Source organism: Klebsiella sp. LTGPAF-6F, from assembly GCF_001753185.1.
GTDB lineage: Bacteria > Pseudomonadota > Gammaproteobacteria > Enterobacterales > Enterobacteriaceae > Klebsiella > Klebsiella michiganensis.
On sequence record NZ_CP017450.1, the window covers coordinates 1,337,681 to 1,359,105 of the forward strand.

The following is a 21,425-nucleotide window of genomic DNA, read 5'->3' on the forward strand; positions in this document are numbered from 1 at the left end:
AACAAAGCGGTTCACCGTCGGTGAACCGCTTTTTTCGATATCAGGCTGCAAGATCTTTCATCACCTGAATAAATGCCTGAGAGACAGATTCTTCTTTATGGTGATGCCCATCCTCAATCACCCAGCGTCCGCCAGTCATCACCGCGGTAATGGGATTAGACGAGCAGGCGAAGATCCAGCGGTTGAGCAGCATCTGGTCTTCTGCGCTGGCGATAAAGGGATTCTGGCTATCCAATACGACCAGATCGGCCCGATATCCTACGCTTAGATGGCCAATGTTTTGGCCCAGCGCTCTGGCGCCGCCTCGTAGCGCCCCTTGATACAGCACGTTGCCGACGTGAGGCTCGCCTGGGACGATGAGCCGGTTACGGCGCTGGGCTATCAGGCGCTGCCCGTATTCGAACCAGCGTAAATCCTCGCTGACGCTGACGCTAATGTGGCTGTCGGAACCAATTCCCCAGACGCCGTTATGCTCCAGATATTGTGGGCCAGGGAATATGCCATCGCCGAGATTGGCTTCGGTGGTCAGGCACAGGCCGGCCACCGCACCGGATGTGGCGATCTTCATCGTTTCCTGAGGCGTCAGATGAGTGGCGTGGATCAGGCACCAGCGCGAATCCACGGGGAGATGGTTGTACAGCCACTCCACCGGGCGCTCGCCGGACCAGGCCAGGCAGTCATCCACCTCTTTTTGCTGTTCAGCAATATGAATATGAATCGGCTGCTGGCCAGGATGGCAGGCCAGAATGGCGCCAATCTGCTCCGGCGTAACGGCCCGTAATGAGTGGAAGCACAGACCGGTACGCTGCATTGGCTCGCCGGCCAGCCGCGATGTGAGCGACTCGTACATTGTCAGATAGCTGTCGCTATCGTTGATAAAGCGGCGCTGTCCAACGGAGGGCGGCTGCGCGCCAAACCCGGCGTAACTGTACAGGACGGGCAGCAGCGTCAGGCCGATGCCGGTATGTTTCGCCGCGCTGGCGATACGCAGCGCTAATTCCGTCCGCTCTTCATAAGGCGCGCCGCTGCTGCTGTGATGCAGATAGTGGAATTCGGCGACCGAGGTGTACCCGGCTTTCAGCATTTCGATGTACAGATAGCTGGCGATGGTTTCCAGCTGTTCTGGCGTAATTTTATCTACCAGCCTGTACATCAGATCCCGCCAGGTCCAGAAGCTATCCGACGGGTTTCCCGCCACCTCCGTTAACCCGGCCATCGCCCGCTGGAAGGCATGGGAGTGCAGGTTCGGCATACCCGGCACGACGACACCTTTGATGCGCGTCGCCTGCGGATTCGGCGCTGCGTTCTTTTCCAGCGCGGTTATGATGCCTTCTTCGGACACGGTTATGCCGACATTATTTGCCCAGCCATCAGGCAACAGCGCTTTTTCTGCCAACCAGACTGCCATTTTACCACCTTATTATCAGTGCTAATGTATATACATGTACATATATATACATCTAACAGGTCATAGAGTAAACTGACAACGTCAGCATATGAGGAATGGTTAATGGCGCGTAACGACCTGTCAAATTCGGATTCCATGGATGAGTTACTTGAACATCCCGCCCCCTTTTATGAAAGGGTAAAGGCCATGATCAAAACCAAGATCCACAGCGGGGCATGGCCCGCGAATTACCGTGTTCCTTCTGAAAGCGAACTGGTCACGCTGTTTGGCTATAGCAGAATGACGATTAACCGCGCGTTGCGAGAACTGACCGCGGAGGGCTTGCTGGTGCGGATGCAGGGGGTCGGTACTTTTGTCGCCGAAATTCGCGGCCAGTCGGCGCTGCTGGACATTAACAATATCGCTGACGAAATCGCCAGCCGTGGCCATCGCCACCACGCCAGAGTCTTCAGACTGACGGAAATCGAAGCCGATGCCCAGCAGGCATTCAGCTTCGGCATGCAGCAGGGTTGCGGTCTGTACCATTCGCTGATTTGCCATTATGAAAATGGCGTACCGGTTATGCTGGAAGATCGACTGGTGAATATGCAGGTTGTGCCGGACTACCTGCAGCAGGATTTTACACGTATCACGCCGAACGCCTATCTCTCCTCAATTGCCCCGATTGTTGAAGGCGAACACGTTATTGAAGCGGTCAACGTCACGCGGGCCGAGTGTGTTTACCTGGAAATTGATGAACATACGCCTTGTCTGCTGGTCAATCGTCGGACGTGGACCGGCCGACAGGAGAAGAAAATCGTCACCAGCGTGCGCCTGGTCTATCCCGGTCCGCGTTACCGCCTGGAAGGGAGCATGCGCAAATGATCCGTCTGCTCCCTGCCGGGTTGTATACGGAAATGCCCTGGAAAAACGGCCAGGGCATGACGCGCGAAGTGGCCCGCTATCCGGAAGCGGGGGAATATGACTGGCGTATTTCCCTGGCGACCATTCGCCAGCCTGGTCCGTTCTCCGCATTTCCCGGCTACCTGCGCAATATCAGCGTGCTGGAAGGCGGCGGGATGTACCTGACAATCGATGGGCAGCGCAGCGCATTGATTACGCCTTTCCAGGCGCTGGGGTTTAACGGCGCGAGCGGCGTATCCTGTGAGATTGTCGGCGGCCCGCTGCTGGATTTTAATGTGATTTACCGGGAAGCCGCTCTGCGGGCTACGGTGAGCTGGTGCGGGGCGGGGACGTGGTCGCATCAGGGCGGACTGCGGATATTGTTTAATGCCGGGCCCGCGTTGCGGGTGAGCGTCGGCGACCAACGCTATTTACTGGAACATTACGACAGCCTGCTGGTGGATGAAGCGGTGGCGCTGGTTATCCAGGACTCTCCGGGCGCGCGTCTGGCCCGCATCACGCTGATTCCCCTTTAATCACGCCGCAGGCTCCTTCTGCGGCGCCTGTTGTCACTCCTCTTCGCACAATGCCTGCAGCATCGCGCTGAGTTCGCCCTGATGAATCAGGGCGCGTAGCGCATGTATATCGGGGTAGAGCAGCGTATCTTTATCCCGGAACGGCACCGCCTGACGCACTCTCTCCAGCGTCGCCTCGCTGCCCACGGCGGCACGCAGCGGGCGATGGAACTCCAGCGCCTGACAGGCGCACAGCAGTTCGATGGCGACGATGTCTACGGCGTTTTCTACCGCCTTAAGCGCTTTACGTGCGGCGGCAACCCCCATGCTGACATGATCTTCCTGACCGGCGCAGGTGGATACCGTGTGGATACTGGCCGGGCCGGCCAGACTGCGGTTATCGCCCGCCAGCGCAGCGGCGACGTAGGGTGGGATCATCATCCCGGAGTACCCCGAATCCGGCGAGATAAGAAAGGCCGGCAGCCCGCTGAGATGCGTATTGGTTATTCGGTCGCAACGGGCCTGGGAAGCGGTGCTCAACTGGGCAATGGCAACGGCCAGCGCATCCAGCGCCAGCGCCGTTGGCGCACCGTGACCGTTGCCCCCTGGCATCACGATAAGCCTGTCTTCTTCTACCAGAAACAGCGGGTTATCGGTCACCGAATTGAGTTCGATGGTCATAATCTGCCGACAGTGGGCCAGCTGGTCGCGCACCGCGCCGTGGATCTGGGGGATACAGCGTAAACTAAGCGCGTCCTGAACCCGGTGGTCGCGATAACGCGCCAGGATCTCGCTGCCTTTCAGCAGGCGGCGCAGGTTTTGCGCGGTTTCCTGCTGTCCGGGATGAGGGCGCAGGGCGTGCAGGCGGGCATCGTAGCCGCGCGTATTGCCCCGCATGGCCTCGAGGCACATCCCGCCCGCCATATCGGCGACGGGGAGCAGACGCTGGAAATCCGCCACGGCCAGGCAGCCCAGCGCGGTGATCTCATAGGTGCCGCCGACCAACGCGTGACCCTCTCTGGGGCCGGGAACATAGGGCGGGATACCCGCCCGCGTCAGCGCCTGTTGCGCCGGCAGCAGTTCTCCCTGATACCAGCATTTGCCTTCGCCGAAGACCGCAAGGCCGATATGGGCTGTGGCAATCAGATAACCGACGGAGCCGCCGGCGGGTGACCACGGCGTGACCTGACGGTTCAACATATCGGCGATACGCTGCGCCAGCGCCGGGGTGACGCCGCTGTATCCCTGCAGCAGGGATTTTAACGTCACCGCCATCATGGCCCGCACTTCACGCACCGTCAGGTCCGGACCGACTCCGCAGGCGTGGCTGCGCAGCATATTCAGCTGAGTATCCGTCATCCTGTCCGGGGACAGCCGGGTGGTGACCAGATCGCCGACGCCGGTCGTCAGCCCGTAGATTACCTGGCCTTGTTCAATGGCGCGCTGAATACGGCTGCTGACCCGCGCCATATTATCCAGCGCGGCCTTCTCCAGCGCGATCGGCGCGCCGTCGGCAATCCGCACTATCTCATCCACAGTACCCGGTGCCTGCCCGAGGGTAATGCTGCCGTTCAGAGGAGTTGTCATGTCTGCGACCTTATTGGCTAAATCCATGTTTTACCAGCCACTGATGCGCGATATCGTCGATGCTGACAAATTCGGCAATTTTCTCGTTCATGTCGATCAGATCTTCAGTCGTTAGCTGAGCAGATACTTTATTCAGCGTGGTGGTCACGGCGTCATTCAGCGCTTCACTGGCGACGATTGGCACAATATTTTGCGCCGCGAACAGATGTTTTGTGTCTTCCAGCACGACAAGGCGATCTTTTTTGATTGCTGGCGAGGTTGAAAGCAGATCGGCGACCTGGACCTGGTTATTTTTCATGGCGCTGAGCGTCAGCGGCCCGCCGACATCCAGCACTTTAAAACTCTTAAAGTTCAGCCCGTACACGTCGCGCAGGCCGGAGAGCCCCTCATGGCGGGTTTTCCATTCCGCCGGGCCGCCCAGCACCAGCTGGCTGGCAACAGGCTGTAAATCGGCGATGGTTTTCAGTTTATATTTATCGGCGGTTTTCTGCGTCACGGCCAGAACGTCGATATCCTGAGCCTGGGAGATCTGCAGCATTTTAACTTTCTCCGGCAGCTTAGCGGCCAGCTCTCTGGCGACGTCCTCACTACCGTGTGCCGCATTTTTCGCATCCAGATAGCTCAACAGCGCGCCGCTGTATTCCGGGATCAGCGTGATGGAGCCGTCCAGCAGCGCCGGGATATACACTTCGCGGCTGCCGATGTTCAGCTTTTTCTCCACCGGGATGTTTTGCGCTTCTAACGCACCCGCATAAATGGTGCCCAGCAGTTGGCTTTCCGGGAAGTCTGCAGAACCGACAATGACTTTCGGCGCGGCCCAGGCCGATGAGGTCGCCGACAGCAGCAGCGCTGAACACAGCGTCAAAATACGTTTTTTCATATTCATTGAGGTATCCTTTTGAGCAGTGGAATGAGGTTATGGGTTTTTAATGCGCCGGGTAATACCGGGTGAAACGACTATTTTTTGCGAGAAAGAGAACAAGCAGTCGATCAGTAAAGCCAGTAGCGCCACCAGCATGGCGCCGGCGATCATCTGGCTGAAATCGTTCGCCGCGCGTCCGTCAATAATCAGACGTCCGAATCCCCCCAGCGAGACATAGGCTGCGATGGTGGCGGTGGAAATAATCTGCAACGTGGCGCTGCGCACGCCGGAGAGGATCAGCGGAAGCGCGCAGGGCAACTCCACCTGTAGCAGGATCTGCAGCCGCGTCATCCCCATGCCGCGAGCGGCATCAAGGACATAGGGATCGAGCGCGCGAATACCCGCATGCACACCCAGCGCAATCGGCGGGAGCGCCAGCGCCACCAGCACCAGAATACAGGGCAGAATAAAGGCCATATCGGACTCAAACTCGCCGGAAAGTAAAATCACCAGCAGAATAATCAGCCCAAATGAGGGCAGGGAGCGCAGGGCGTTGGTGGTACCGATGAGCAGGCCTTCCCCTTTACCGGTATGGCCGGTGTAGCAGCCGACGGGAAACGCGATGATAAAGGCGATCGCCAGAGCGACAGCGCTATAGCTGATGTGCTGCGCCAGAAGGGGGAAAATGCCGCCCTCACCAAACCAGTGGATGGGATCCATAAACCAGGTAAGCATAATTATCCTCTCTGAGGTTGCCAGCGGCTGAGTTGACGAGTGGCGTAAACCACCAGCATATCCAGCAGCAGCGCCAGAATGATGCTGAGCGCGATCCCGGCGATGATGGGCGTCAGAAATTGCAGCTGGAAGCCCAGGGTAAACAGCGAGCCGAGCTGCGGTGCGCCGATTAATGCCGCGACGGAAACGATACTGACGTTAGACACCACGGCAACGCGCAGGCCGGAACCAATCACCGGCACGGCCAGCGGCAGGTCGATCTGGAAAAACTGCTGAGCGGGTTTATACCCGAGCGCTGCCGCGGACTGACGGGTATCGGCCGATACGGAGTCCAGCCCGTCGCAGACGGTGCGAACCAGTAGCGCAAAGCTGTAGATGGTCAGTGCGACCACAACATTAATGGGGTCCAGAATCTGCGTGTGGAGCAGCGGGGGCAGCAGCACAAACAGCGCCAGTGACGGAATGGTATAGAGTAGGCCAAACAGGTTAACGATCGCCGACTTGACCGATGGCAGGTGGTGAATGCCCCAGCCGACGGGGATCGCCAGAATTAACCCTATCACTACCGGCACAATTGCGAGATAGCTGTGCCAGAGAAACAGGTTGAAGATTTTATCGCTCTGCGCCCATAGCCAATCGAATCTCATGCTCCCTCCTGGCGCGTGGATTTACACATGTCGAGTACTTGATCGAGGTGGATGGTCCCCTGCGGGATTTGCCGTTCATCGACGATCACGGCCCGGTGGTTGGGCGAGCTCAGCGCAGCGTCCAGCAAATGGCGTAACGGGCTCCCCTGCTGGTGGAACGTCGCCCCCAGATTGATGTTGTCGTGGGTAATTGCTGTTGCCGGCTGATGGGTGTCGAACCAGCCAAACGCTTTGCCGTTTTGGGTAACCAGCAGCCAGCGGTCGATGGCCATCTCTCTGGCCTGCTCAAAGGAACAATCCAGCTCGGCATAGGGCTCGTTGCGTAACCCGGTTTCTGTGTTGGCGGCGTGGAAACTCAGTTTGCGATAGCCTCTGTCTTTGCCGATAAAGTCCGCTACAAAGGCGTTTTGCGGCGTATTGAGCAGTTTTCCTGGGGAGGCCATCTGCGCCAGCTTGCCGCCAGGTTTAAGTACCGCGACCAGGTCGCCGAGCTTCATGGCTTCATCAATATCGTGAGTGACCATAATGATGGTTTTGCTCACCTCTTTCTGAATACGCAAAAACTCTTCCTGCAGCTGTTCGCGGACCACCGGGTCGACCGCGCTGAACGGTTCGTCCATCAACATAAACTCCGGGTCTGCCGCCAGGGCGCGGGCAACGCCCACGCGCTGCTGCTGGCCTCCGGAAAGCTGCCAGGGGAAGCGTTTGGCGATTTGCGGATCCAGACCGACGACTTCCAGTAATTCCCCGGCTCTGGCTCTGGCTTTACTTTTGGCGGCGCCGTTGAGAATCGCGGTGGTGGCAATGTTGTCGATAATGTTTTTGTGAGGGAATAAACCTGCATTTTGAATGACATAGCCAATACGGCGGCGCAGTTGCACGATATCCATTTGCTCGGTGGCTTCGCCGTTAAGCAGGATTCGGCCCGATGACGGTTCCACTAACCGGTTAATCATCCGCAATGAGGTGGTTTTTCCACAGCCCGAAGGGCCGACAAATACCGTAATTTTGCCACCCGGCGCTACCAGGCTAAGGCCATCTACTACGACCGAACCGTTGTCGTAGTGCTTAGTCACATTCTGGAAGGTAATCATCTTCACGCCTCTGATTGTTGTGTGTGGTGTTCCCGAATGCAGGGGAGTCACGCGACAAAATGCTGCTATGTATAATCTTGTATGTACAACTAGCAAAACTTGTGCCACTGCCAGAGGGATACGCAATAAGATGGTTATTTAGTTATTTTGAAACAATCGCTTATAGTGTGTTTGCGTTATCTGGTACTGCCGTCTATGGCGAGATAAGAAGTCATGACGAGATAGAAAATGCACTGGTGTTATCTTTTTGTGATGTTTTAGTGCACAAAAATAAGGCAGAGAGCTGTATTTTTGCACCAAAATGGCCCATCATCACGGTGTGTTCACGAGTGTATAGCGCAGCATGTCCTTCTGTTTTTATGTTAATTTGTTGAATTTTATTGGTTTTATAAATTAATTTCTAACCTGGCATCCAATATGCTTATCATGTATATACAATTAAAATGCAAATAACAAAACTAACAATTAATTAACATATGGCAGGTAACGGATAAGAAGGTAAAGCGCATGAGTAAACAAGCAACCCGTTTTCGCGATGTTGAAATCAGAGCCCCGCGAGGCACTAAGCTGAACGCAAAAAGTTGGTTCACAGAGGCGCCGCTGCGCATGCTGATGAACAACCTGGATCCTGATGTCGCCGAAAATCCAAAAGAGCTGGTGGTGTACGGCGGTATTGGCCGGGCGGCCCGCAACTGGGAATGCTACGACAAGATCGTTGAGACCCTGAAGCAGCTCAATGATGATGAAACGCTGTTGATCCAGTCCGGTAAACCGGTGGGGGTTTTCAAAACCCACGACAACGCCCCGCGGGTGCTGATCGCCAACTCCAACCTCGTACCGCACTGGGCAAACTGGGAGCACTTCAACGAGCTTGATGCACAAGGTCTGGCGATGTACGGGCAAATGACGGCCGGCTCATGGATCTACATCGGCAGCCAGGGCATTGTTCAGGGCACTTACGAAACGTTTGTGGAAGCCGGGCGCCAGCACTATAACGGTAGCCTGCGCGGACGCTGGGTGCTGACTGCGGGTCTGGGGGGGCATGGGCGGCGCTCAGCCGCTGGCCGCAACCCTGGCGGGAGCCTGTTCGCTGAATATTGAATGCCAGCAGTCGCGTATCGACTTCCGTCTGCGTACCCGCTATGTCGATGAGCAGGCCAGCGATCTGGATGACGCCCTGGCCCGCATCGCCCGCTATACCGCAAAAGGAGAAGCGGTATCCATCGCGCTGCATGGCAACGCGGCGGAAATTTTACCGGAGCTGGTAAGACGCGGCGTGCGCCCGGACATGGTGACCGACCAGACCAGCGCACACGATCCCCTCAACGGTTATCTGCCGCTGGGCATGAGCTGGGAAGACTACCGCGCTCGCGCGCAGTCCCACCCGGTGGAGACGATCCACGCGGCGAAAGCCTCAATGGCCGAACACGTTAAAGCCATGCTCGCCTTCAGGCAGCAGGGCATTCCCACCTTCGATTACGGCAACAACATCCGCCAGATGGCGAAAGAGATGGGGGTGGAAAACGCTTTTGACTTCCCAGGCTTTGTTCCCGCCTATATTCGTCCGCTGTTCTGCCGGGGGATTGGCCCATTCCGCTGGGCGGCGCTTTCCGGCGATCCGCAGGATATCTACCGCACCGACGCGAAAGTTAAAGCGCTGATACCCGATGACGAACACCTCCACCACTGGCTGGATATGGCCAGAGAGCGCATCAGCTTCCAGGGGCTGCCGGCCCGGATCTGCTGGGTCGGCCTGGGACAGCGCGCCCGGCTGGGCCTGGCGTTTAACGAAATGGTCCGCAGCGGCGAGCTGTCGGCACCGATCGTGATCGGCCGCGATCATCTTGACTCCGGCTCCGTTGCCAGCCCTAACCGCGAAACGGAAGCGATGCAGGACGGCTCCGACGCGGTCTCCGACTGGCCGTTGCTGAACGCGCTGCTGAATACCGCCAGTGGCGCGACCTGGGTTTCCCTGCACCATGGCGGCGGCGTAGGGATGGGCTTCTCCCAGCACTCCGGCGTCGTCATTGTATGCGACGGCAGCGATGAAGCGGCGGAGCGCATCGCCCGGGTGCTGAGCAACGACCCGGCCACCGGTGTGATGCGCCATGCGGATGCGGGTTATGACATCGCGATTGAATGCGCCAGAGAGCAAGGACTCAACTTGCCAATGATTGCGGACTAATTTCTCCGGCGAAGGGGACAATGTATCCCCTTCGCCTCACCGGAGTGCTGCCATGAAGAATAACAACACAACATACATCGAAACACGTTCTATTGAACCCATCCCTGACGGTGAACGCCACGGTAGCATTTTTAGCCAGTTCACCCTGTGGCTGGGGGCTAACCTGCAAATTACCGCCATGGTCACTGGCGCATTAACGATTGTATTCGGCGGGGATGTTTTCTGGTCGCTGGCCGGTCTTATGCTGGGGCAGATTGCCGGCGGGATTGTGATGGCATTGCATGCCGCGCAAGGGCCGCAGCTGGGGATACCACAGATGATCAGCAGCCGGGTACAGTTCGGCGTCTACGGCGCCTGCCTGCCGATTCTGCTGGTCTGCCTGATGTACCTTGGCTTTATCGCCACCGGGGCGGTGCTGTCCGGCCAGGCGATCTCAGCGGTTTTCCATACTACGGAAACCAGCGGCATTCTGCTTTTTGCTGCCGCCACGCTGGTTATCGCCTATGTCGGCTATCGATTGATCCACCTGTTGGGTAAGCTGGCGAGCCTGGTGGGGATTATCGCGTTTATCTACCTGCTGTGGAAAATCAGTTCCTTTCCGGCTATTGGCGACCTGCTGAGTATCCGACCCTTTAGCTGGAGTACGTTTTTAACCGCCACCGGCCTTGCGGCTTCCTGGCAGATCACTTTTGGCCCCTATGTTGCCGATTATTCCCGCTATCTGCCGCGCAGCACCTCTCCCGGGAAGGTCTTTTTCGCCGTCGGGAGCGGTTCGGTGATTGGCGCGCAAATCGCCATGACCGTCGGGGTGCTGGCTGCCGCTCTCTCGCAGGGAAAACTGGTCGGTCATGAGGTGGACTATATCGTCGGCCTGGGCGGCACCGGCGCGATTGCCACGCTGTTATATCTGAGCATCGCGTTTGGTAAACTGACGATCAATACCCTGAATGCCTACGGCAGCCTGATGTGCCTGGCGACGGTGTACAGCTGCGGGAAGCAGCGAGTGCGCATAAGCCAGTCGGTACGTCTGCTGGTGCTGGCGATGATTATTACCCTGGCGACCGCTATCGCGATTATCGGGCAACACTCTTTCCTGTCGGCTTTTAAATCCTTCCTGTTGTTCCTGTTGACTTTCTTTACACCGTGGAGCGCGATTAACCTGGTGGATTACTATTTCTTCAACCATCAGGCGATAGACATGGAGGCGCTGAACGATCCGAACGGGAAATATCGGGCGTGGAATGTGACGGGGCTCGGGGTTTATCTCGTTGGAGTGGCGGTACAGACGCCGTTTATTGATAGTGGATTCTATTCCGGCCCATTCGTGAAGATGCTGGGCGGTATCGACATCTCCTGGCTCATTGGGCTGGCGCTACCGGCGGGGCTCTACTATGTCCTGCGCAAAGCGCAGTCCGCAGCGGCGGCTGGCGCCGCCATCAGTCGTTAAAGGAGAGCGTCATGTATACCCTTTGGCACCACTGCCGGATCGCCACCATGGCCGCAGGGCATTATCAGTTGCTTGACGATGGCGCGATGCTGACCGACGGCGCAGTGCTGTTATGGGTCGGGAACCGGGCAGAATTGCCGGACTTACCCGTTGCGCAGCGGGTGGATTTGCAGGGCAGGGTGGTCACGCCGGGACTGGTGGATTGTCATAGCCACGCGGTGTTTGGCGGCGACCGGGCTCGGGAGTTTGAAATGCGTCTCAACGGGGCGAGCTATGCGGAGATCGCGGCTGGCGGCGGCGGGATCGCCAGTACAGTCAACGCCACGCGACAGGCCAGCGAAAGCCAGTTGCTGGAGAGCGCGCGGCAGCGTATCCGGGAGCTGTGCCGGGACGGCGTAACGGCGCTGGAGATCAAATCCGGCTACGGCCTGGATCTGGCTAACGAACGTAAAATGCTGCGGGTGATCCGCCGTTTAGGCGACATAGTGCCGCTGACCGTGCGCAGTACCTGCCTGGCGGCCCATGCGGTGCCCGTCGAGTATCAGGAGCGGGCGGATGCCTGGATTGACTATATTTGCGAACGACTGCTGCCGGAACTGCATCAGGAAGGGCTGGTGGATGCGGTGGATGCGTTCTGCGAACACCTGGCATTTTCGCCCTCGCAAGTGGAGCGGGTCTTTCAGAAAGCCCGGGAACTGGGGCTGCCAGTGAAGCTCCATGCTGAACAGCTAACGCTACAGCATGGGGCGGCGTTGGCCGCTCGCTACCATGCGCTGTCGGCGGATCATCTGGAATATTTGTGCGAAGAAGATGTCGCCGTAATGGCACGCCATGGGACGGTGGCGGTGCTGCTGCCGGGCGCCTATTACTTCCTGCGTGAGAAACAGCTACCGCCGCTGGATCTGCTGCGTCAGTACAGGGTGCCGATTGCCCTCGCCAGCGATTTAAATCCCGGCACCTCGCCGGTGTTGTCCCTGCGTCTGATGATGAATATGGCCTGTACGCTATTCCGCATGACGCCGGAAGAGGCGTTGGCTGGCGTGACGCTTAACGGCGCGAAGGCGCTGGGGCTGGATACAGTTTGCGGTTCTCTGGAAGCCGGAAAAGAGGCCAGCTTCGTGGCGTGGGATATCGCTCATCCGGCGGAGCTAAGCTACTGGCTGGGAGGCTCCCTTTCGAAACAGGTGATTTATCAAGGTAAGGAGGTTTATTGTGATTAAGGCGTTTGATTTGCAGCAGGGGAACCTGCCGCTTCTGGTCAGTATGCCCCACCCGGGAACGTTATTAACCCCCGAAGTCGCCCAGGGGCTCACGCCGAGGGCGAAGCGTCTGGAAGATACCGACTGGCATATTCCCTTGCTCTATCAGACCATCGCGGACATGGGGGCCAGCACGTTATGCGCCCGCTATTCCCGCTATGTGGTGGATATCAATCGCCCGGCGGATGATAAACCGCTTTACAGCACGGCGACAACCGGGCTGTTTACCGATATCTTTTTTGACGGCGAAGCCCTGTTCGTGCCGGGCGGTGCGCCTGACGCGGCGGCGAAGGACGCGATCCTAAAACAGGTCTGGCAGCCTTATCACCAGGCGCTTGCCGCTGAACTGGCACGCCTGCGTGAGAAATTTGGCTATGCGCTGTTGTGGGATGCGCACTCGATCAAATCCGTGGTGCCGCGCTTGTTTGAAGGGCGCCTGCCGGATCTGAACTTTGGTACGGCGGACGGCGCCAGCTGTTCGACGCAGCTCAGCCAGGCGCTGCTGGCAAGCTGCAATGCGTTCCCGCAGTATAGCCGGATACTCAATGGCCGCTTTAAAGGCGGATATATCACCCGTCACTATGGCGATCCCGCCAACCATATTCATGCTGTTCAGCTAGAAATGGCCCAGTGCTGCTATATGGATGAGGAGAGCTTTGCTTATCTACCGGAGAAAGGGCAGCAGGCGCAACAACTGCTGGAGAGGTTGATTAATACTGCGTTGCAGTGGGGACGAGAGCAGTACGGCGAGCCCGGAATGTGAACGCGTATATTGAAAAGCTGAAGACACAGGCACCCAAAAAGTCTGTAAAACAGCCGAAGGCGATAAGAAAGGTCAAATAAAGCAAAGGCTTACCACCTGCCTGGCTTCTTCTGAAGAGAGGGGGAATGCGGGCCGTTAGCGGAACCCCTTATATCCCCGTCTTTCTGAACTGCCCCCCTTCCTTGCTGAAAGGGGCTTTTCACACATACTAGGACTGAGCGGGATTCATGAACCGTCTTCTGCAGGATCTGAGGCGGTCACACTTGCTTTCCTCATCGCCTGGCTGTACTGCCAGGTGGAAACAGAAAACCAGGAATCTTCGGGTGATTCAACTTCTGTTGGGTCATAAGAAACTGGAAAGCACAGTCCGTTATCTGGGCATTGAAGTCGATGATGCGTTAGAGCTTTCTGAATCGATAGAGGTCTAAGGTTGTCAGGGCTGCAACAGCAGCTCTGTGCCAAGAGCGGACGTTGCTGACCATAATCATTGACGAAAGTATTGCGCAAAGTATACTGTTCTACGTACTGGCATCATCGTCTAATTGGATAAGACACTGGAAACTAAAAATTTTTTGAAATCTAGAAATGCGGGTTCAAATCCTGACAATGCCACCAAGGTTTAAGCAGATGACTGAGACTAAATACCTTAAATTTTTTTTAAATGAAATTGGATATAGCGTACATAATCTTAATACTATAGCTGTTGCTCTCTCAAATCTGCCTGCCAATTCAGTTCCAAATCCTGAGTTAAATATCAAATGGGAAGCTAAAAATTTAGAAAAATCCTGCATTGCTGCGCGTAGATTTGCAGTTCGTTCTTCTTTGGTGTTTGCAGTTGAAGCTCTATTTGAATATATGAGCAACATTAGTGATGATGAGCTTTGGAAGAAACTCAATTTTGATTTGGATTTCAAAAAAAAACTTTCTACCAATGACTCAAAAGCGAGAAGATTTTCTGAGTTTTGCAAATCTATACCTGGAATAGAAAAGGAATGGTATTTGCTAGTTGAGCTTATGTGTCATTGGCGCAATCAAATAGTCCATGCCAGCACTTCAAATGCTGGATTATCCTCTTCTGACAAGAGATTCTTGGAGACTAAGATTTCTTTTTTATATGATAATTTTTATCATTTTGATGTAATGAAAACATTAGAGGACTATGATGCGGACAAAGTTACACTAAAAGAAGCAACGACACTGATTACCTTTTTAATAAAGTGTTGCAGAAAAATAGATGAGCATTATATTTCCTCTATTTCTGGTTTAAGCAACCAAGTATATAGTGAAGTATTAGACAACGATGACCAATTTAACCTATTGAAAAAACAGGTAGGCAGTGCCAAACGCAATCGCCAAATTATGAAATATATCGGAGTTAAGTTACCTTATCTATCGGCAGAAAAAATAACAATGCTCGCGAATGAATATAAATAAATATGATTGTGCGTCTAAACTCTTTTTGATTCACATGGCCATTTAGTTGGAAGTGCGTCCATTACTTCAAAAAATACAAACACCATGTTTATCTCCTGCTAAAATTAGATATGATGATGTTGTTCAGACCGGCAATTAATACCTCGAGCAACTTCAATTCCAGCTTTCCTGTGGACTTTCGATATCATTCAAAAATTCACTGCATTGTTAGTTGCATTGTCCACCCATCACTCATAGTAGTGCTTCAGTGCAGTCCGCTTCGTGCCAAAAGCGGATGCGACCCATCGGCATGTTTTAGTCGTCGCAAGCAAATCATAACGGTTAATTGTTGAGTAGATTTTTCATGTCAATTTATATTATTGTAGATAAGTCTGATAAAAATTTCAGTCACATCCTCTTGGATAATAAGGAAGTTATATGAAAGCTCGTTTAATACCACCGTACGAAAACTGCACTGGCAATGTTTTATGGCGAAAAGAGGATTTTATTAATAAAGTCGACGATATCTCAACATCTCTAAAAAAGTTAAGAGATATGGGATATTGGGCCAGTGCCTATCCTGAAGGAGATGGCATTACATTTAAATACACCAAGGATAGTTATCAAAAAAGCAGTATCGAAATTCTAGAAGACTTCTCAATATGCTTTGAGTGGGTAGAAATAGAGTTAGCTAAATCAAGAAGCTCTAACCTAGAATTAGCTGAATTAGAGGGTAAAAACAAAAATATGGAGTGCATAGTTATTGTGCCGATTGAGAAGATTTTCATTCAGGAAACCATTGAGATCGGAAAGTATATTTTTTATTGCGGAAGACAATTTGATGAAGAGTCACATAAGCGATTATCAGAGCAAGATGGTTCGTATATACAGTTTAACTGTGACCTACCATATATTGATTTATTAAAACTTAATTCAAGCATTGATCATAACAGCCATGTTATAAACATGTGTTTGTCTATAGCTGAATATGCGCTTGATTTAGTCAGATTTTCTCACAGCTCATTTACAAGTATGGAATATACCCCTAATCCTGCAGGTCAACGCTCTGACGGATTTTATGATGTAGAAATCATTCCTCGTGAGATGACTCATCTTAAACCAATTAAGATAAGTGGAATATCAAGACCCCTTGCCGTGAGTAATAATTGGCTAGGCCCTCAGGTTGACAGCTTGTATTACCCTGGGTTGCAATATTTATCTTCTATCTACGATGGAATCGTTGAAAATGAACTTTCAAAATTAGTTAGCTCCGTAGTTAGGGCATGTAGGCAATCTTTTTATTCAATTGGCGCGGAATCACAATTTCTAAACCTGGTCTTTGCACTTGATGGTCTTGCTAATATTGACCCAGATTGGAAAGGATGGAAGCAAAGGACCTACATTGCAGCACTTACATGTAATAACTCACTAATCAAATTTAAGAAAAACCTAGAAGTTTACGACGAGTTATATACTGACGTAAGAAACAAGCTTGTTCATGATGGTAAAGATTTTTACGAACTTAACGTCAACGCGAACGAATCCTCTGAACAAATCTTTAAGTATATTAAGATAATTATAATACTCATCGAAAGTAACGGCTTTTCCACTTTGCAAGGATTAAGAGATTATGCAGTTCACCTACTTCAGCAGGAGGGTTATAGAACTGCTTCTGTTGAGATAATTGACAAAGTATCTCTTTTAAGAGGAAAGAAACCTAATTATCCTTCATGGTGATTAAATCAACGTGCTAATTAATTTTTAATATAACTTCTGCTCCTCGCTCTCAGCGGACCTTCAGCTCAGTTATATCGTCCGCTCTGTGCCAAAAGCGGACCTTTACGTATAGGAATATCGCGAATTAGTCGCACATGAAATGTCATTCCCGGAGACATTATTTATTCAGACTTGTCAGGGTATGATTCATACAAACAGAGAATGCCTTCGATAATTTTATCTCGCTCGCCAGGAGACCATTTGTAAAAATCAAAAAATTCTTGGCAGTAGATACCAGATAACGCCAAATATACCAGGACGGCAACGTCTGGTTTTGGTCCTCTTTTTATCTCATCCAAATCTTTGTTTGTGCAGGAACGCATGGTGTCCCTGATATTCGTATCGTTAGTTAACGATGCGCTGACCGCCAGCACTACTGCTCTCTCGGTATGACTGAGAGCATTACTGGCTGAAATAATTCGCCCATAGAGTGCGGGATGTGGGGTATTATTACTTTCCGCTATCGCTTGCTGAACACGTTTCTCCTCTACTGACATAAGGCGACTGATGAGATCGCTGAGCAAATCTTGCTTTGACTTATGATCGTACATTACCGTTGCCTTACTGACGCCAGCCTCTTTTGCAACGGCATCGATTGAAGTCCAACTGCACCTTCCCGAAGAACAACCCTTTCGCGTTTCATCGTTTCACCGGGTGAGGTCGTGCCAGCGCCGTCGCATCCAACATCATGCGGGCAGCAGCAGATCCCATGGATGCGAATAAAAAACCATTATAACCTATTGATTATTATTTTTAAATTTTAATCCAGTGCTAGATTTCTGCTTATCCCTAGGAACTAAATCATGGAGGTCGAGATTGCCTCCAGATCCTTTTGAGTAAGTGTGCATTTTGTACATGAGGGTTTAGTCAACAAGGTCTTTATTTTGGATTATTCCTATGGTAAAAAAGAGAAAATTAAGAGTTTGGATATATAAGGTAATTAAAATGGATCTTTACGAAGCTCGAATGATGGATAAAGGAGAATTACATGTTCATTTGAATGGATTGGTAAGCACTCAAGTAATTAGGGGGGGCCTAGAAAAAAATATTATTGAAATGCCTGAACACTTTAATATAGATACTGACTTGAATGTAACACACCCAGCAAGATCACTAGTGGATTATTTAAAGCCATGGCAGTTTTTAAGGCTCATTCCTGCGAGTCGCTTTGATTTATCTATTATGATTGAGAGTGCATTTTCAAATCTAATTGCTGAGAATATTAAGTTTGTTGAATTAAGAAATAGCATTATATACATAGCACTCCTTAATAACATTTCTGTTTCCGAAGCATTGAAGTGGGTTTTAGATGATATTGACTTTTTTTCTAAAAAATTCAACATTCAAGCCGGGCTTATTCTAACTATTACGCGTGGTGAATATGCTCCCGAACATCTTCGTTCTCTTCTTGGTGCTTACAAAAATCTAGGATGTCCAGCAGGGGTGATTGGTTTGGACTTGGCTGGTAATGAAGATATAACACCACCACCTGAGACTGCAAGTTTATTTAGAAGTGCTAAAGACAAATATGGACTAGGCATAACAATTCATGCGGGTGAGACTGGAAATGCTGATAACATAAGGAATGCCATAATTAGTTATGGAGCTGATCGTATCGGACATGGTACTGCTGTTATAAGATCTCCGGAGATAATGGATTTGATTAGAGAACTGGACATTTGCATTGAGGTTTGTCCTATTAGTAATCGTTTGACAGGTGCAGTCTCTAATGTCGATCCTCATCCAGTTGGCGAAATGATTAACCATAATATTCCGTTTGTGATTTGCTCAGATAATCCAGCTATTCACAGATCAAGCTTGAGCGAAGATTATGTCGTATTTATGCAAGAGACCAAGAATTTTATAGTCATGGATAATATGTATGAAACTCAAAAGCGATATAGCTTTCTTAAAGGTGTGAAATGAACATTCGATTCATAAACAGAAATAGACATAAAATTAAAGAAATAAATGAAATTCTATCAGGTACAGGAGTAGTTGTATTAGCATCTGAACACTCTATAGATGAAATTCAAACAGAAAATGTCCATGCGTTAATTAAAGATAAATTATTAAAAGCATTTAAATTAGTTGGGAGACCGGTCTTTGTCGAACATACTGGACTATATATAGAAAGCCTCAATGGTTTCCCGGGTGGCTTAACGCAAATATTTTGGGATAAGCTTCAAGCTGATAAATTTTCACAATTATTAGGAACAAGTGAAAACCCTCGTTTAGTTGCTAAAACAATAATCGGCTATTGTGATTCGATGAAAATCTATATTTTCGAAGGTGAAACTCAAGGTACGATATCTCCTGTGCCAAAAGGCCCTCGAGATTTTCAATGGGATTGTATATTTATTCCTGATGGCGAAAGTGAGACTTTTGCTGAGATGGGGGACAGGAAAAATGAAATATCTATGAGGAAAAAAGCTTTCGATAAATTTAAAGAATATCTATTAGAGGGAGGAAAATAATGGAGCAATTACTTGCTGATTATAAAAAAGGAAATGTTATCCTTTTTGTTGGTGCTGGTGTGTCAATGAACTTAGGTTTGCCATCATGGAGTCAATTGGTTGATCACATTGCAACTGAGTTAGGTTATGACCCAGATATATATCGTACATTCGGTAGTGCACTAGAGTTAGCTGAGTATTACAAGTTGAAAAAAGGCAAGATAGGGCCTCTTAGAAGCTGGATGGATAGAATGTGGCACTCTAGCGATATAGATATCAATAAGTCTAAAGTTCACGAGTACATAGCTAAAGCTAATTTCCCTATTATATATACTACAAATTACGACCGATGGATTGAAACTGCCTTATCAAACTATGGTAAAGAGTATACAAAAATATCATCAGTTTCTGATATTGCAAAAATAGATAATAATAAGACGCAAATAATCAAGTTTCATGGAGACTTTGATGACGATAGTTCAATTGTATTAGATGAAACAAGTTACTTTCAACGGTTAGAGTTTGAAACTCCATTGGATATAAAGTTTAGATCTGATGTTCTCGGGAAATCAGTTCTTTTTATTGGGTATAGTCTGTCAGATATTAATATCAGACTACTATTTTATAAATTGTCCAAGCTTTGGAAAGAGCAAAAGTTAGAAGAAGCACAGCCAAAGTCTTATATTTTCTTACCACGACCAAACCCAATTCAAGAGGAAATATTGGAACAGTGGAGAATAGGCATGATTTCATCAGAAAACGATAATCCAGGCGAGTCTTTGGAAGAGTTTTTGAAGAATTTCGTATTAGTATAGATAGGATTGTGTAATTTTACACCCAAATGGACATTTGTAGATTTAGATTTTGTAACTTGAAAATTAAATCATAGCATGGAACTACATAGAAATTATCTTAAGTAGCTCCGCTTCGCGGAGCTACTTACTTCGACGTGGTCAATGTGTGGGCATGACCAGAAATAAATCCTTTTATTTCATTATGTGGAAGCGGTTTCAAAATCTCCATCGGGAGCTTTTTTGTTAGCATTGATATCTATTAACCAGAATGTTCCTGTCCGCTTTTCGCTCACTGCAGACCTTTAGCTCAGTCAGCAATGTCCGTTGCGTGCCAGGAGCGGACGTTGTCGGTAAAATGGAGTATGAGTGTCGTTGAATGTTTTTATAAAGTGGCACTAGTGCTTTTCAAGTATTTCATATGAGAACTCCACATGTGGATGAACATACTCTGCTGAATTAATCTCACGTTGCACATTATCAATTGTTACAACGCAGAGAACCCCATTGGTGTTTAGTAGGACAGCCTTTTGCCCTACAGCCGGAGTAACATAACGGCCTGGAGTTAAGAAAGAATTGACAGTCAGTGGATCAAAATCTGCAGCTGTAATCAGCCCGACGGCTTTGAGTCCACCATCTATATAGAGGTAAACACTATTGTCTGAGCATGCACTAAATACTATTTTAAACTGATACTCACTGTTACCAACCGTATAGTGAGCATAGTCTTTGAAGCGAAAAATCTCGCGTCCCTTGAGTGCTGGATTCGCATAATGCGAAGGGGCGCGAAGAATATCAATATGTTCAAGCCGTGCAATACGTTGACGATAAACCGATAATGGAGTCGCATGCTTTTTATCTGCTGGCAGTCCTACAAGCCAACGCCAAATAGCATCGATCTGTATAGAACCAGGAAATTCATTTCTATCAGGATTAGAATTAAAGTCGAAGCCCTTAGGATTATGCCCCTCAAGCCAGTTAGGTAGTTTTCGCTCAGGATTTCGAACAAAGATAACCGACAACCAAGTCGAGTGCTTTGTCGTAAAAGCTTCGCTTATCCATTTGTTTTCGATACCAACCCCTGAATTCGGTTTGTTATTAGCTCGTTCAACATAGTTATCGTCGACAATCAACAGCACATGATCGGTTTCGATAACCTCTCGCATGAAACCAGATAAGCTTGAACCATACTTTACAGATTCATCGATTTTAACCGTATAACCAATAAGGTCGAGATGGCTTGCAATTAGTCGAACCCATTCCCGATGGACATCTGAAGTCCAAGCGTATGAAATAAACAGATCGGTTTTCATTCATTAAGCCCCAGCTTAAGCAGTGTGATAAGAGAATTGTCTATCCCGAATGCTCGTTTGACAAATTTTTTTATTTAAAACCAACCCTGAGATAGAAACTGCCTTACTTAAGTTATCGGTATAAAGCAACCGCACAGAGGTCTCCAATTTATCGTCTGCTCCTCGCTCACTGCAGACCTTTAGCTCAGTCAGCAATGTCAGTTGCGTGCTACAAGCGGACACAACTTTCATCATCATGTACCAATCAACGTGACGTAGGCCAGCTAGTGGGTGCTGGGAGTGAATTGTAAAT

The 21,425-nt window shown here is 50.5% G+C and carries 18 protein-coding genes and 1 pseudogene; 11 read left to right on the plus strand and 8 right to left on the minus strand.

Annotated features, from left to right (window positions below; translation table 11 throughout):
- Nucleotides 1-40: 40 nt before the first annotated feature.
- Nucleotides 41-1,408, minus strand: coding sequence for a formimidoylglutamate deiminase (locus BJF97_RS06260; RefSeq protein ID WP_032693200.1), 1,368 nt, complete (start codon nt 1,406-1,408; stop codon nt 41-43).
- A 102-nt stretch (nt 1,409-1,510) separates the two neighbouring features.
- Here BJF97_RS06260 and hutC point away from each other — a divergent pair, with 102 nt between their 5' ends.
- Both hutC and BJF97_RS06270 read left to right on the plus strand, forming a co-directional pair.
- Nucleotides 1,511-2,272, plus strand: a complete 762-nt coding sequence (gene hutC / locus BJF97_RS06265; protein WP_004848014.1) for a histidine utilization repressor — start codon at nt 1,511-1,513, stop codon at nt 2,270-2,272.
- On the plus strand, nt 2,269-2,826 hold the full coding sequence (locus BJF97_RS06270; RefSeq protein ID WP_032693201.1) for a HutD/Ves family protein: 558 nt from the start codon (nt 2,269-2,271) through the stop codon (nt 2,824-2,826). Before hutC ends, BJF97_RS06270 begins: the two co-directional genes overlap by 4 nt.
- A gap of 33 nt (nt 2,827-2,859) precedes the next feature.
- Here BJF97_RS06270 and BJF97_RS06275 read toward each other — a convergent pair whose 3' ends face one another.
- From BJF97_RS06275 to BJF97_RS06295, 5 genes are read right to left on the minus strand one after another with little or no spacing between them, the layout of a single operon-like run.
- Nucleotides 2,860-4,392, minus strand: coding sequence for an HAL/PAL/TAL family ammonia-lyase (locus tag BJF97_RS06275; RefSeq protein WP_014228064.1), 1,533 nt, complete (start codon nt 4,390-4,392; stop codon nt 2,860-2,862).
- A 10-nt stretch (nt 4,393-4,402) separates the two neighbouring features.
- Nucleotides 4,403-5,278: an ABC transporter substrate-binding protein gene (locus BJF97_RS06280; protein WP_023329014.1), complete on the minus strand. Its 876-nt coding sequence runs from the start codon at nt 5,276-5,278 to the stop codon at nt 4,403-4,405.
- 30 nt (nt 5,279-5,308) lie between these two features.
- The gene (locus BJF97_RS06285) at nt 5,309-5,989 is read right to left on the minus strand and encodes an ABC transporter permease (RefSeq protein ID WP_014228066.1); all 681 of its coding nucleotides are present in this window, start codon (nt 5,987-5,989) and stop codon (nt 5,309-5,311) included.
- A gap of 2 nt (nt 5,990-5,991) precedes the next feature.
- Nucleotides 5,992-6,636 (minus strand): ABC transporter permease, encoded by a 645-nt coding sequence (locus BJF97_RS06290; RefSeq protein ID WP_004848024.1) that lies wholly within the window; start codon nt 6,634-6,636, stop codon nt 5,992-5,994.
- Nucleotides 6,633-7,730: an ABC transporter ATP-binding protein gene (locus BJF97_RS06295; protein ID WP_032693202.1), complete on the minus strand. Its 1,098-nt coding sequence runs from the start codon at nt 7,728-7,730 to the stop codon at nt 6,633-6,635. Before BJF97_RS06295 ends, BJF97_RS06290 begins: the two co-directional genes overlap by 4 nt.
- Nucleotides 7,731-8,237: 507 nt before the next feature.
- Here BJF97_RS06295 and hutU point away from each other — a divergent pair.
- From hutU to BJF97_RS06330, 6 genes and pseudogenes are all read left to right on the plus strand, one after another.
- Nucleotides 8,238-9,915: pseudogene (gene hutU, locus BJF97_RS35020) on the plus strand (urocanate hydratase).
- Nucleotides 9,916-9,967: 52 nt separating this feature from the next.
- Entirely contained in the window at nt 9,968-11,362 is a 1,395-nt protein-coding gene (locus BJF97_RS06305) for a purine-cytosine permease family protein (protein WP_032693204.1), read from the plus strand.
- An 11-nt stretch (nt 11,363-11,373) separates the two neighbouring features.
- Entirely contained in the window at nt 11,374-12,582 is a 1,209-nt protein-coding gene (hutI, locus tag BJF97_RS06310; protein ID WP_070082852.1) for an imidazolonepropionase, read from the plus strand.
- Nucleotides 12,575-13,384, plus strand: a complete 810-nt coding sequence (gene hutG / locus BJF97_RS06315) for an N-formylglutamate deformylase (protein WP_014228071.1) — start codon at nt 12,575-12,577, stop codon at nt 13,382-13,384. Before hutI ends, hutG begins: the two co-directional genes overlap by 8 nt.
- A gap of 627 nt (nt 13,385-14,011) precedes the next feature.
- A complete protein-coding gene (locus BJF97_RS06325) occupies nt 14,012-14,818 on the plus strand; it encodes a hypothetical protein (RefSeq protein ID WP_032693223.1) in 807 nt (268 codons plus the stop codon).
- A gap of 417 nt (nt 14,819-15,235) precedes the next feature.
- Complete coding sequence (locus tag BJF97_RS06330; RefSeq protein WP_032693207.1) at nt 15,236-16,534, plus strand: hypothetical protein; 1,299 nt, start codon at nt 15,236-15,238, stop codon at nt 16,532-16,534.
- Between the two features lie 161 nt (nt 16,535-16,695).
- On the opposite strand, the gene BJF97_RS06335 is transcribed toward BJF97_RS06330, so the two are convergent.
- Nucleotides 16,696-17,124, minus strand: a complete 429-nt coding sequence (locus BJF97_RS06335; RefSeq protein ID WP_232421475.1) for a hypothetical protein — start codon at nt 17,122-17,124, stop codon at nt 16,696-16,698.
- Between the two features lie 394 nt (nt 17,125-17,518).
- Between BJF97_RS06335 and BJF97_RS06340 the strand changes: the two genes are divergently transcribed.
- Genes BJF97_RS06340 through BJF97_RS06350 form a run of 3 tightly spaced genes read left to right on the plus strand, consistent with a single transcriptional unit; the run spans nt 17,519 to nt 19,844 of the window.
- Entirely contained in the window at nt 17,519-18,499 is a 981-nt protein-coding gene (locus tag BJF97_RS06340; protein WP_032693208.1) for an adenosine deaminase, read from the plus strand.
- Nucleotides 18,496-19,050: a non-canonical purine NTP pyrophosphatase gene (locus BJF97_RS06345; protein WP_070082853.1), complete on the plus strand. Its 555-nt coding sequence runs from the start codon at nt 18,496-18,498 to the stop codon at nt 19,048-19,050. The genes BJF97_RS06340 and BJF97_RS06345 overlap by 4 nt, the downstream gene beginning before the upstream one ends.
- A complete protein-coding gene (locus tag BJF97_RS06350) occupies nt 19,050-19,844 on the plus strand; it encodes an SIR2 family NAD-dependent protein deacylase (RefSeq protein WP_032693209.1) in 795 nt (264 codons plus the stop codon). Before BJF97_RS06345 ends, BJF97_RS06350 begins: the two co-directional genes overlap by 1 nt.
- A 374-nt stretch (nt 19,845-20,218) precedes the next feature.
- On the opposite strand, the gene BJF97_RS06355 is transcribed toward BJF97_RS06350, so the two are convergent.
- Entirely contained in the window at nt 20,219-21,133 is a 915-nt protein-coding gene (locus BJF97_RS06355; protein WP_032693210.1) for a toll/interleukin-1 receptor domain-containing protein, read from the minus strand.
- Nucleotides 21,134-21,425: the final 292 nt, after the last annotated feature.